Source organism: Ilumatobacter sp. (genome assembly GCF_049588435.1).
Taxonomy (GTDB): Bacteria; Actinomycetota; Acidimicrobiia; order Acidimicrobiales; family Ilumatobacteraceae; genus Ilumatobacter_A.
Genome location: NZ_JBAVYV010000128.1, coordinates 1 through 12,211, shown reverse-complemented (window position 1 = coordinate 12,211; position 12,211 = coordinate 1). Strand labels below are relative to the sequence as shown.

Annotated in this window: 11 protein-coding genes; 5 read left to right on the top strand and 6 right to left on the bottom strand. The window is 67.8% G+C overall.

The window, feature by feature from the left end; genetic code table 11:
- On the bottom strand, nucleotides 1-725 hold a 725-nt coding region (locus WBV89_RS04840), incomplete at its 3' end, for a TIGR03619 family F420-dependent LLM class oxidoreductase (protein ID WP_423980206.1).
- A 101-nt stretch (nucleotides 726-826) separates the two neighbouring features.
- Here WBV89_RS04840 and WBV89_RS04835 point away from each other — a divergent pair.
- Nucleotides 827-2,326 (top strand): class I adenylate-forming enzyme family protein, encoded by a 1,500-nt coding sequence (locus WBV89_RS04835; RefSeq protein ID WP_423980205.1) that lies wholly within the window; start codon nucleotides 827-829, stop codon nucleotides 2,324-2,326.
- Nucleotide 2,327: 1 nt separating this feature from the next.
- Entirely contained in the window at nucleotides 2,328-3,377 is a 1,050-nt protein-coding gene (locus WBV89_RS04830) for a PAS domain-containing sensor histidine kinase (protein WP_423980204.1), read from the top strand.
- A gap of 31 nt (nucleotides 3,378-3,408) precedes the next feature.
- Here the strand turns inward: WBV89_RS04830 and WBV89_RS04825 are convergent, their stop codons facing one another.
- A complete protein-coding gene (locus tag WBV89_RS04825; protein ID WP_423980203.1) occupies nucleotides 3,409-4,044 on the bottom strand; it encodes a response regulator in 636 nt (211 codons plus the stop codon).
- A gap of 4 nt (nucleotides 4,045-4,048) precedes the next feature.
- A complete protein-coding gene (locus WBV89_RS04820) occupies nucleotides 4,049-5,041 on the bottom strand; it encodes a universal stress protein (RefSeq protein ID WP_423980202.1) in 993 nt (330 codons plus the stop codon).
- A 174-nt stretch (nucleotides 5,042-5,215) separates the two neighbouring features.
- On the opposite strand from WBV89_RS04820, the gene WBV89_RS04815 reads away from it, so the two are divergent.
- Nucleotides 5,216-6,100, top strand: coding sequence for a universal stress protein (locus WBV89_RS04815; protein ID WP_423980201.1), 885 nt, complete (start codon nucleotides 5,216-5,218; stop codon nucleotides 6,098-6,100).
- A 27-nt stretch (nucleotides 6,101-6,127) separates the two neighbouring features.
- On the opposite strand, the gene WBV89_RS04810 is transcribed toward WBV89_RS04815, so the two are convergent.
- Complete coding sequence (locus tag WBV89_RS04810) at nucleotides 6,128-6,652, bottom strand: pyridoxamine 5'-phosphate oxidase family protein (RefSeq protein ID WP_423980200.1); 525 nt, start codon at nucleotides 6,650-6,652, stop codon at nucleotides 6,128-6,130.
- 102 nt (nucleotides 6,653-6,754) lie between these two features.
- Here WBV89_RS04810 and WBV89_RS04805 point away from each other — a divergent pair, with 102 nt between their 5' ends.
- Nucleotides 6,755-7,744, top strand: coding sequence for a 2-hydroxyacid dehydrogenase (locus WBV89_RS04805; RefSeq protein WP_423980199.1), 990 nt, complete (start codon nucleotides 6,755-6,757; stop codon nucleotides 7,742-7,744).
- Nucleotides 7,745-7,752: 8 nt separating this feature from the next.
- On the opposite strand, the gene WBV89_RS04800 is transcribed toward WBV89_RS04805, so the two are convergent.
- Together WBV89_RS04800 and WBV89_RS04795 are read right to left on the bottom strand one after the other, a co-directional pair.
- Nucleotides 7,753-9,180 (bottom strand): wax ester/triacylglycerol synthase domain-containing protein, encoded by a 1,428-nt coding sequence (locus WBV89_RS04800; RefSeq protein WP_423980198.1) that lies wholly within the window; start codon nucleotides 9,178-9,180, stop codon nucleotides 7,753-7,755.
- Nucleotides 9,181-9,246: 66 nt separating this feature from the next.
- The gene (locus tag WBV89_RS04795; RefSeq protein WP_423980197.1) at nucleotides 9,247-10,692 is read right to left on the bottom strand and encodes an HAD-IB family hydrolase; all 1,446 of its coding nucleotides are present in this window, start codon (nucleotides 10,690-10,692) and stop codon (nucleotides 9,247-9,249) included.
- A gap of 120 nt (nucleotides 10,693-10,812) precedes the next feature.
- Here WBV89_RS04795 and WBV89_RS04790 point away from each other — a divergent pair.
- A partial coding sequence (locus tag WBV89_RS04790; protein ID WP_423980196.1) for a class I adenylate-forming enzyme family protein occupies nucleotides 10,813-12,211 on the top strand: 1,399 nt, incomplete at its 3' end.

Sequence of the window (12,211 nt, the reverse complement as noted above, 5' to 3'; positions counted from 1 at the left end):
CCGAACACGCTGACCTCGATCTCCGAGCGGTCGCGTGCAGCTCGGTCGCATGCCTCGTCGAGCAGGGAGAGTCGCTTCGCGAGCGATGGGCGGGAGCTGATCGGCAACCAGCCGTCCGCCCACTCGGCGACGTGGCCGAGCAGACGCGGCCCGGCACCTCCACCGATGTGCATCTTCGGTCCGGCTGCGGCCGCAGGTTTGGGCCACGCCCACGATGGGGTGAAGCTGACGTGTTCGCCGTCGAACTCGGCCACGTCATCGCTCCAGATCGCCCGGATCGCGTTCGCCGATTCTCGGGTGTGGTCCCAACGAGCGGGGAAGTCGACCCCGTGGTTGGCCAACTCCTCGCGGTTCCAACCGAACCCGACACCCATCTCGACACGGCCGCCGCTGAGGGCGTCGAGCGTGGCGTACTCCTTCGCCGTCCACAGCGGATCACGGGCCGCCAGCAACAGCACACTCGTGCCAAGCCTCAGTCGAGTCGTGACCGCGGCAGCCATCGCCAGCGCGACGGTGGCGTCGAGCAATCGGGAGTACACGTCGGGGAGCGGCTCACCGGACAGCGATCCCGGCCACGGCGTGTCGCGAGAGACCGGGATGTGGCTGTGCTCGGGGAGCCACAATGATTCGAAGCCGCGTTCCTCGACGGCGACGGCGAGTTCGACGGGGGAGATGCCACTGTCGCCGGACATCAACGAAATTCCGACCCGAGCCGCCGTCGCCATGGCAGAAAACGTAACGTCCCTGGTGACGCCGGACGAGGCGGAGCAATTCGTCACGGGTGGGTCCGACCCGCTCGTCACGTGACACGACGAACGGAGACGACATGCATCTCGCAGACATCGGCCGGTACTGGTCGGCCAACCGTCCCGACGACATCGGGTTGCGGTTCGAGGGCCGCAGCTTCACCTGGCGTGAGATCGATCGTCGCACCGACGAACTCGCCGCGGGACTTGCGGCCCTCGGTGTGGCCAGCGGGGATCGCGTCGGGCTGCTGATGAGCAATCGCCCGGAGTGGTGCGAGGTCGCGATGGCGACGTTGAAGCTCGATGCTGTCGTCGTTCCGATGAACGTCCGGTTCACCGCGACCGAAGTTGCGTACGTCGCGGATGATGCCGACTGTCGGATCGTCGTCAGCGAGGAGGCGTTCACCTCCGCACTCGAACGACTCGGTGATCGCCGGGTGATCCTCGCTGATGGCCTCGATGCCCACCGGGTCACCGGAGCGACGACGGAATCGGCCCCCGGCGCCGGCGGAGACGCACCTGCATTCGTGTGCTACACGTCGGGGACCACGGGCGACCCCAAGGGCGCCATCCTGACCCACACGTCGTGGAACGCTGGATCGCAGGGATGGGCACAGGCGATGGCGCTCGGGCCGGCCGATCGGGTGCTGCTTCCGTTCCCGCTCGCCTTCACCGGCGGTCTGGCGGTGTGGCTGTTCACGTATTGGGCCGGTGGCTGCGTCGTCCTCGAGCAGGCGTTCGACCCGGGACGCGCGCTCCACCTCATCGAGGAAGAAGGCGTCACCGGACTCTTCGCTGTGCCGCTGATCTACCAGACGATGATCGAACATCCGAGCTGGGAAACGGCCGACCTGTCGTCCTGGCGCGTCGCGTCGTCGGGCGGTGCTGCGGTTCCCGAATCGTTGATCCGGGCCGTCCAGGCACGAGGTGTCCCGATGGCACAGGGCTACAGCCTCACCGAGGCGTCGGCGGCGGGAACGGTACTCTCGCCCAACGATGCCTTGCGCAAACTCGGCTCCGCCGGACTCGCCGTGTTGCACGGCCAGATCCGCATCGGCGGCATCGACGACGAGCCCGTCGCTCCGGGCGAGATCGGTGAGATCCTCGTCGGCGGTGCACAGAACATGGCGGGATACTGGAACCGACCGGAGGAGAGCGCTGCCGCACTGCGCAACGGGTGGTTGCACACCGGCGATCTCGGACGGGTCGACGGGGAGGGCTACCTCTACGTCGTCGACCGGGCGAAGGACATGCTCATCTCCGGCGGGCTCAATGTGTACCCGGCCGAGATCGAGCGCCTGGTCGCATCGCTCCCGGGACTGACGGAGGTCGCGGTGATCGGCGTTCCCGACGACCGCTGGGGCGAGACCCCGGCGGTGATCGCGGTGGGCGACCGTGATCTCGTCACACCGCGAGCGGTCCTCGACGCCTGCGAGGACATCCTCGCCGACTACAAGATGCCCCGCTACCTCGTCGTCCGAGACGAGCCGCTTCCACGGAACATGTCGGCCAAGGTGCTCAAACGCAGCCTGGTCGACGAGTACCGCGATCTCGCCGCTGATGCGGAACCGATCCGCTGACGTGACGGAATCCCTCGAGCGCCCGCCGGCGTCGGGCCCGACGTTGTCCAGCCCGCCTCTCGCGGCGGACCTGGCACGAGCGCTGCTGTCGGCTGCGCCCGATGCGATCATGCTCGTCGACGCCGATGGCCGGATCCGCCTTGCCAACGACGCGGCCCTCGGTCTGTTCGGCTGTGACGAAGCCGACCTCGTCGGTACCCCGGTCGACTCGCTGGTTCCCGATGAGCAGCGCGCCGAACACGCTGGCCTCCGTCACCGCTATGCCGAGCACCCGGGGCGTCGCCCGATGGGGACCGGGCTGCAGCTGAGCGCTCGGCGTCGCGACGGATCACTGGTTCCCGTCGAGATCAGTCTCAGCCCGATCGAGTACGAGGGAACCTCGATGACGATCGCGGCGGTGCGCGACGTGACCGACGCCCGCGACACCACGGCGCGGATCACCCTGCTCAAGGAGCGTGAGCGCATCGCGCGCGACCTCCACGACATGGTCATCCAACGGATCTATGCCGCCGGCATGTCGATCCAATCCGTGATCGGCCAAGTCGACTCGGATGCCACCCGCGATCGACTCAACGACGTCACCGATACGCTCGACGAGACGATCCGCCAGCTCCGCCAGTCGATCTTCGAACTCGGACGGACCGACGATCGCCGGACGTTGTCGAGCCAGATCGCGGCGCTCGTCGACGACCGGGCCGAGCACCTCGGATTCGCACCCGACCTGCGCATCGTCGGTCCGATGGACGACCTCCCCGAATACGTCGCCGATCAACTGGTCGCGCTCGTGAGCGAAGCGATGTCGAACGTCGCCCGTCATGCGAGCGCGACATCGGCACGAGCGGTGATCGAATCCGGCGGGGACTACGTGTCGGTGGTCGTCGAGGACGACGGCGTCGGCATCCGCTCATCACCGAAGGCGGGTGGAGGCCTGTCGAACATGATCTGGCGCGCCACCGAACTCGGAGGCTCGTGTTCGATCGAGAGCATCGAACCGTCCGGAACGCGCCTCGTCTGGCGAGTCCCCACCGGCGCGCAGCGACCCACGACCTGAGGCGGACGGCCGCACGCCGGGGTGTTCTCGCTCAGAACTGGCCGCGCTCCTCGACCCGAGCCGCGAGCGCCGCTGCCTCGGTGCGCCGGGACATCCCGAGCTTGGACAGCAGGTTCGACACGTAGTTCTTGACCGTCTTCTCGGCGAGGTGGATCTCCTCGGCGATCTGGCGGTTGGTCATGCCCTGGCCGATCAGTTCGAAGATGCGGGTCTCCTGGGGCGTGAGGTCGTCGAGGCGGCCGACTTCGCTGTCGCGGATCCGTCGTGCTGCAGCACGGACGACGGCGTCGTCGAGGAGTTGGCGGCCGGCCGCGACCTGGCGGATCGCCTCGATCAGCTCGTTGCTGCGGATCTGCTTGAGGACGAATGCGGCGGCACCAGCGAGGCTCGCGTCGACCAGGGCCCGGTCGCTCGGGAACGAGGTGAGGATCAGTGACCGGACGTCGGGAAACTCCGATCCGATCGCACGACACAGATCGATTCCGTTGGCATCCGACACGCGTACGTCGAGGACCGCCACGTCGGGCCGACAGGCCCGCACCGCAGCGAGGCCATCGGCGACCGTCGCAGCCTCGCCGACGACCGTCATGTCGTCCTGCGCCTCCAACGCCGCAACGACGCCCTGGCGGACGAGCTCGTGATCGTCCAGAACGAAAACCCGGATCATTCGGTCAGTGTGGCGCGGCGGTGCCCGACTCGTGCGAACCCACGTGATCGTGATGGGGGACGACGACGATCGGGCGGTCGACGTGATGTAGCAGCCAGGTCGAGACGGATCCCAGAATGGCCGAACCGATCGCGCCGTGGCCCCGAGCGCCCATCACGATCAGGTCGGCGCCCTCCGAGACGCGGGCGAGCTCGCGTCGCGGGTGACCGTCGACGAAGGTCCGTTCGATCTGCGGCCTGTCGGTGAGCCGTCGTTGCGCATCGGCCGCTTCGGCCTGATCGACGAGGTGCCCGAATCGTTCCCGCGCGAGGTCGCTGGCCTCGGGGAAGAAGAACTGATCGGCGCCGACGACGATCGGTGTCACGTCCCAGACCATCACACACTCGATGACGCAGTCACCGCCCGCGAACGCCATCGCCCAGTCGAGCGCCGCTCGAGAGTTCTCCGAACCGTCGAACGCGACGACGATGCGGCGGGTGGTGCCGACGGCCGCCGCCGCTGGAATGACGGCCGTGGGTCGGATGGCGTGGGTGGTGCACTGCGTGCTGGTCGAGCCGAGGATCAGCCGGCTGAAGCCACCGCGGCCCCGTGCGCCGACGACGAGCAGCGAGGATTCGCGGGACGCTTCCAGCAGGACCGAGGACGCGTCGCCCTGGCACGCGCTGCCGCCGACCTGGATCGTCGTCTGGCGGGACGGCGCGGCGCCATCATCACCCGAACCCAGTTCGGTGCAGACGGACCGGGCGACGTCCTGAGCGATGGCGGCGGCTGCGTCGCTGATCTCGCGGGTGTCCCACGCCGGTACACCTGCCCCCATGGTGGAGACCGATGCGACGCTCGGAATGTTCCACGCCGTGATGACCCGGAGCGCCTCTGCTCGCCCCCGGACGTGGCGGGCGGCCCACGCTGCGGCGTGACCTGCGCATTCCGATCCGTCGGCGCCGACGATCCAGCGTCGCGTCGACTCCGTGGCCCCCGGCTTGTGTGTGACCTGCATGGCTCCACTCCGCCTCTGTTCCGGACGTCGGCAACAGAGGCGAAAGTCACGCGTTGACCTCTCCACCGTCGTCCTCCCCACCGTTGACCTCTCCACCGTGAAGCGAACCGACCCGGGTGCGTTCGGGACCTTCGGCCGTGTCGCCGGATCGGGAGTATCTGTAGATTCCGGGTCATGAGCAACACTCAGGTCGATGCCGCGCGGACGACCCGATGGATGGTCGGTGTGGATGGCTCGCAGGACGCCGCGGTCGCGCTGCGGTGGGCGGCCGGGATGGCGGCGGCGTCCTCGTCCGAGATCGTGCCGGTGTGTGCGTGGAACGTTCCGCTGCCGACGTTCGCGCTCGCCGGGCGTCGCGCGATCGATGTCGACCGGGCCGGTCTGAGGGCGACGGCGGAGGTCGGCGCAGCACAGTCGATCGACGCCGCATCCGACAGCGACTCGGAGGAGGTCCTGATCGGCGAGCTGTTGACCGTCGAGGGGCACCCGTCGGATGTGCTGCTCGACCTGACCGGAGCGGGGACCACTGTCGTGACGGGTCGGCGCGGGATCGGTCAGATCCGGCGTCGGGTGCTCGGCTCGGTGAGCCGGGACCTCGCGACGCACTGCGAGGGCCCGGTCGTGATCGTGCCGGCGGGCTGGGACCGGCGACCGTGTCGCACGATCGTCGTCGGTTTCGACGGCAGCGAGCATGCACAGGCCGCGTTGGCGTGGGCCCTGGCCAACGCCCCGGAGGATGCCACGGTGCGCGCGCTCATCGCGATCGACGTGGTCCCGTGGCTGCAACCCGAACTGGTGCTCGAACGACACTCCGACTACGTCGAGGAGGAGCGCGCGCGAATCGCTGCCGCCATCGATGCGGTCGACCCCGACCAGCGAGCCGAGCGGGTCGTCGTCCTCCACGGGCCGCGCCAGGCGCTGGCCGAGGCGATGGACGAGGCTGACCTCATCGTCGTCGGCCCGCGCGGAATCGGAGCGGTCAGCCGCACGATGCTCGGTTCGGTGACGACGTGGATCCTCGAAGCTGCGTTGTGTCCGATCGCCGTGGTCCCGCGCTGACCGACCGAGCGATGGTCGGCCCGGAGATCAGCTCGGCCGCATGAACGGGCTCCCGGGGTGGTACTCGACGTTCGGCTCGGGGATCACCGCTCCGGGGGCCGCGTGGACCGGTTCCCATCCGATCGACGAATCGGGCGACACCTGGTCGAGCACATGGAACCGGCGGCCGGTGACCTCGTGCGGTGAGATCCGGACGAAGTTCGGCTTCGGATCCGCGGCCCAGGGGAACAGCGGGAGTTCCTCGGCCGCGAACACCGAGTTCATCTCCTCGATCTGCTCGGCCCAGCCCTTCACCACGACGCTCCACGCCGTCCGCTCCGTCGGGCGGTACCCGTCGATCTCGAACGCGACGTGGTGCATCAGAACCGCGGACGCGAGCTTCGTGCCCGCTCCCGAGCGGAAGACCAGCGACGTCCCGTCGACGACGAAGTTGACCGGGAAGATGTCGGGACGGCCTCCGACGTCCACGGCCAACCGGCCGACCATCGTCTCGTCCAACAACCGCCAACATTCGGTCTCGTCCAGGATTTCGATGCCGTTCCGATCGTTCATGGTTCCATCAAGGCCCGTTCGTACCGATGACCGCCAGAGTCGAACGTCCCGATCAACGGTCGGTTGCTGGTGTCGGGTGCCACGATCGGGGACAATCGCGAGATGACCCGTCTCGTGATGTTCTCGACCAAGCCGTACGACCGCCGGGGTTTCGATGCCGAGGTGGAGGGTCGGCCGATCGAGATCGAGTATCTGGAGACCCGACTCGACGTCCACACCGTGAGCCTCGCCGCGGGTGCCTTCGCGGTGTGCGTCTTCGTCAACGACGATGTGTCCGCGCCGGTGCTCGAGGCGCTCGCGGCGGGCGGGACGTTCGTCGTGGCGTTGCGCTGTGCCGGGTTCAACAACGTCGACCTCGACGCTGCCCGGCGGCTGGGAATCCAGGTCGTCCGGGTTCCGTCGTATTCGCCGAACGCGGTGGCCGAGCACACGATCGCGCTGATGCTCAGCCTCAACCGGCACATCCACCGGGCTCACAACCGGGTCCGCGATCGAAACTTCGCCCTCGACGGTCTCGTCGGGTTCGACATGGCGGGCAAGACGGCTGCCGTGATCGGCACCGGCAAGATCGGCATGATCGTCGCCCGGTTGCTCTGGCACCTCCGCTGCGAGGTGATCGCGGTGGATCCGTTCCACGACGAGCACCTGACCGAACTCGGCGTCGAATACGTCGAACTGGACGAGGCGCTGCAGCGCGCCCACATCGTGACGCTCAACTGCCCGCTCACCGATGAGACCCACCACCTCATCGACGAGCGGTCGATCAGTGAGATGCGCCGCGGCGCGATGCTCGTCAACACCGGCCGCGGGGCGCTCGTCGACACGTCCGCCGTGCTCGCCGCCCTGAAGACGGGCCACATCGGCTCGTTGGCGCTCGACGTCTACGAGGAGGAGGGAGATCTGTTCTTCGAGGATCGGAGCGCCGAGATCATCGACGACGACGTCTTCGCCCTGCTCCTGACGATGCCGAACGTGCTGATCACGGCGCACCAGGCCTTCCTGACCACCGAGGCTCTGGCGGCGATCGCCGAGACGACGATCGACAACGTGCTCGCCATCGTCGACGGGTCGGACTCAGCGCATCACGTGTAGCGACCCGGTCACCCGCACGCGGCGAGGAGATCCGCGAACGACGCCTCGATGTCGGCGCGGAACGACTCCGGGTCGGTGATCGCTGCCGGGTCGGCGACGATGCCGATGTCGAACTTGCCGTTCATCGACAGCGCGGTGATGTTCGCTCCCGTCCCGGCGACCGGACCCATCGGGATCGTCGCGGTCACTTCGCAGCCCGACACGAAGATCGGGAACGGAGCACCGCGCAGGTTCGACGTCGAGAAGTCGATGTGTGCCGCCGCCGATCGAGCGGTCGATGTCACGAGTGACGTGGGGAGGAGGTTGGCGATGCCCGAGAGGCTCGTCATCCCGCCGGTGCGTTGCGCCTCGTCCTTGGCGACCGCGGTCGCGGCGATGACCGCCGCGACGCGTTCGGTCGGCGTCATCGGCCCCGCCGGGAGTCGGACCGGAACCGGCGTGAACGCGTTGCCGCCGGCCACACCGTCCTTGCGGGTGCTCAGCACGAAGCTGGAGCTGACCGTCGAGATGTGGATCCCGCGTTCGAGGTGATAACGGTAGGCCGCCTCGGCCAGCCCCGCCAGAAACGCATCGTTGATCGTTCCGCCGGCAAGCTTGCCGATCTGTTTCAGGTCGTCGACCTCGAGGCGGACCCATTCGAAGTGGCGGTGGCGGGAACGACCCGACCAGAGGCGGGACCCCGCAACGGGCTCACCGTCGTCGTCTCCGGAGGGTCGCAACTGGGACGCCGCTCCGCGGACCGTGTCGACCGCGGTTTCGATGGTCGACCCGATCCGACTCGGATCGGCCGGCCACATCGCGAACTCGCCGAGCATCCGACGCCCGATCCCGAACTGCCGTCGTGCGAGATGGATCGCCGACGCCTGGATGCTCGAGATCGCATTGGTCGCCAGGTCGCCTCCGGCTTCCTTCGCCCCGCCGGCCGCGACCGCCTCGGCGATCACCGCGTCGAGGTCGACCCCGGGCGGTTGAGGCTCGTCGCGGCTGACCTGTTGGTACAGCTCCGCCATCCTGAGCTGGCCGATGCCGTCGCTCACCGAGTGATGGATCATCGACCAGATCGCCGAGCGTCCGCCTTCCAATCCACCGATCACCACGAAGCGCCACAACGGCCGGGTCCGGTCGAACGGCTCCACGTAGAGCCGGGCGGCGAGATCGAGCAACTGGCTCATCGATCCCGGAGCGGGAAGCACCGTCTCGCGAAGGTGGGCGTCCAGGTCGAACTCGGGATCGGGGACCCATGCCGGGGTGGACAGACGGGCGAACCCGGGGACGACGCGCTGGTAGAGGCGTGGCGTGTGTGCGATCCCGGCGATCAGCGTCGGCCGGAAACGCTCCATGTCGAGTGGCCCGTCGAGGATCGCGAGACCCGCGCCGCTCGGGTTCAGCCACGGATCCTTCTCGATGTTCCACATCAGCGCTTCGTGTTCGCTCATGCGGGCCGACGTCTCGGCAGTGCGTTCTCGGGCCATGGCGTCTCCGTCTCGTCGTGCGTGGTCGTGTCAGGTGTCGGTGCCGGGGCGGCGGGTCGCCTCTGCGTACGGGTCTCCGGAGTATCCGGGAGGGAACGTGCGCATCAATTCTTCGGTCGTCGGCTCGCGCACCTCGGAGGCGGCCGGCGGGAGGAGTGCCGAGATCGCGCTCATGATCCGCTTGGTGTCGGCGTTCGGGCTGCGGTACTTGAGCTCGACGGGGTCACCGACCACGGCCGTCACGACGGGCCGGGTGAGCGGGTTCATGTTCGGGAGCCGCTGGTTGCGCGGCCAGACGTCCTCGGTTCCCCAGAGCGCGACCGGGATGACCGGCACGTGTGTCTCGGCAGCGAGTTTGGCGGCGCCCCAGCGTCCCTGCAGTTCGGGCTCGAAGAAGGCCGGCCCACGCGGGATCGTTCCCTGCGGCGCGAGCATCACCAACTCGCCGCCCTCGAGCGCGCGTTGAGCGGCTCGCAACGGTGCGTCTGATCCGGAGGCCCGCTCCACGCGGACTCCGCCGAGCCCCTGCAGCAGTCGTCCGATGATCGGAACGTCGAAGACCTCTTTCTTGCCGAGACCCCGGATGTTCCGCCCGGCGCGGGCGATCAGGAGTCCCATCACCGTCGGATCGAAGTAGGACCGGTGGTTGAAGACGACGAGCGCGGGTCCCTCGGCGGGGATCTTGTCGTCGCCTTGGAACACGATGTCGGCGTACGGAGCGACGAGTTCGGGTCGCATCAACGGGCGCGACCACTCTTGGAGTTCGCGGCCGCCGACCTTGATCACACCCTCGCTCTTGTCGAGGTGACGAATCGGCCAACCCTTGATCGTGGCCAGCGCAGCCAATCGCGCGTCGGGGTTCACCGCGACCGGCTTGCCGACGAGGTCGAGCAGCGCGGCGTCGAAGTAGCTGTCGCTGTAGGCCGAGCTGCGGTCGAGACGGACGTCGTGTTCTGCCGCCCACTCCTCGACGGCGTGGGCCTTGTCGGGGCCCCACACGAACACACCGTCGATCTCGCCGGTGTAGCTGTTGTCCTCGTGCTTCCACGCAGTGCCGATCACGCCGTCGAACCCGAGGGCGTGGGCCAACGGCTCGGTGAACGCGAGCGGTGACGTCGACGCGAGGACGAGCAGGTCGCCCGCTCGACGATGGTCCTCGATGAGCAGCTTGGCGAAAGGCAGGATCTGCTTGGCGATCTCTGCAGCCGCGCCCTGTGACGCTGTCTCGACGTCGGCGACCGACCATCCGACGGCGGCGCGGACGGCGAGTTTGGCCGGCTGCATCAACAGACGCGACTCGCCGACGGTGTCGAACACGGTCTTGAGCGTCTTGGTCGCTGCGCCGACGACGGACTCCAGCACCGGATTCGACATGCTCGACGAGATCCCGGCCTCGGACAGATGCCGCATGAAAATCGGCGTCGTCGATGCGGCGATCAACGTTCGGTCGAGATCGAAGATGGCTGCAGTTGTCACGAAATTCTCCTCTGTCGACCGGTCTTCGCATGGTAGCCATCCGCATCGGTGGGTCTGCACCGACGCGTGACATACTGGAATCTCAGGATCGAGGGGCGATTCGGTGGATCAGGGGGACAGATGAATCTGGCAGCCGTCATCACGGGGCACGATGCGAGCAAGGTCGCATTGATCGACGGTGAGGACCATGTGACGTATGGGGCACTGCGCCGCCAGGTGGCCGCGATGCAGGTCGACCTCGGCGAGCGTGGCGTCGGACTCGACACGACGGTCGCACTCGCAACGGGCAACGACGCCGCGTTCGTCGTCTCCTCGCTCGCGGTACTCGGACTCGGCGGGATCGTCATGCCGCTCAACCCGGGAAGCCCGACGAGCGAGTTGGCCCGAAAGCTCGAGGCGGCCGATCCGACGATGATTCTCGTGGGCCATGCGGGGCGTCTGCATCTCGGCGACACGTCGCTCGGAACACCGACGATCGACCTGATCGAGATGCTCGCGATCGCCCGGTCCGCCGAGGATGGGCCGACCGAGCCGACGATCGTCGACCGTGACGACGACACGCCCGCGTTCTACATGGCGACCAGCGGCGTGTCCGGAGCGGCGAAGGTGGCGGTGCTGAGTCACCACAACCTGCGCTGGATCCACGCCGCGCTGCGCGAGGTCGACCCGCCACTGTCCTCCACCGACGTCACGATCGGCTCGCTGCCGTTCACCCACATCTTCGGACTCAACGTCGTGTTGATGGCCACACTCGATGCCGGAGCGACCCTGGTTCTGCAGGAGCGATTCGATGCCGAGGGGAGCCTGCGCCTGGTGAGTGAGCACGGTGTCACGAGCCTGACCGGCGCACCGCCGATGTGGAAGCGCTGGCTCGAGGCCGACGTTCCCGACGATTCGCTGGCGTCGGTGCAGTTCGCTTCCTCCGGTGCTGCCGCGCTGCCCGTCGAGGTGTTCGAGGGCGTCAAGCAACGCTTCGGGATCGAGATCGCGCAGGGTTACGGACTCACCGAGACCTCGCCGGTCGTCACGCTCGGACGCGGTGCTCCGGTGCGGCCCACATCGGTCGGCAGGGTCCTCCCGGGCGTCGAGGTCGCACTCGTCGACGACTCGGGCACGCCGGTCGACATCGGCGACGAAGGGGAGATCGTGGTGCGCAGCCCCGGCGTTTTCATGGGGTATCTGAACGACCAGGCCTCGTCCGAAGCCGCACTGTCCGACGACGGCTGGCTGTGGACCGGTGACATCGGGATCTTCGACGAGGACGGGTATCTCTACCTCGTCGACCGGATTAAGGACATCATCATCGTCTCGGGCTTCAACGTGTATCCGGCCGAAGTCGAGAACGTCCTCATGCAACATCCGAAGGTTTCCGGGGTGATCGCCACCGGTGTTGCCGACGAACTGACCGGCGAAACCGTCGTCGCCCACGTCGCAGGGACGGCCACCCAGGACGAACTGGAGCAACTCGCGGCGGAACACCTGAGTCGGTACAAGCGACCGACGCAGTACTACTTCCTCG

Excerpts from the sequence above, each read along its gene's own strand:
- WBV89_RS04800 (WP_423980198.1), bottom strand. The coding sequence starts at position 9,180 with ATGAGCGAACACGAAGCGCTGATGTGGAACATCGAGAAGGATCCGTGG.
- WBV89_RS04805 (WP_423980199.1), top strand. The coding sequence starts at position 6,755 with ATGACCCGTCTCGTGATGTTCTCGACCAAGCCGTACGACCGCCGGGGT.
- WBV89_RS04820 (WP_423980202.1), bottom strand. The coding sequence starts at position 5,041 with ATGCAGGTCACACACAAGCCGGGGGCCACGGAGTCGACGCGACGCTGG.
- WBV89_RS04835 (WP_423980205.1), top strand. The coding sequence starts at position 827 with ATGCATCTCGCAGACATCGGCCGGTACTGGTCGGCCAACCGTCCCGAC.
- WBV89_RS04825 (WP_423980203.1), bottom strand. The coding sequence starts at position 4,044 with ATGATCCGGGTTTTCGTTCTGGACGATCACGAGCTCGTCCGCCAGGGC.
- WBV89_RS04815 (WP_423980201.1), top strand. The coding sequence starts at position 5,216 with ATGAGCAACACTCAGGTCGATGCCGCGCGGACGACCCGATGGATGGTC.
- WBV89_RS04810 (WP_423980200.1), bottom strand. The coding sequence starts at position 6,652 with ATGAACGATCGGAACGGCATCGAAATCCTGGACGAGACCGAATGTTGG.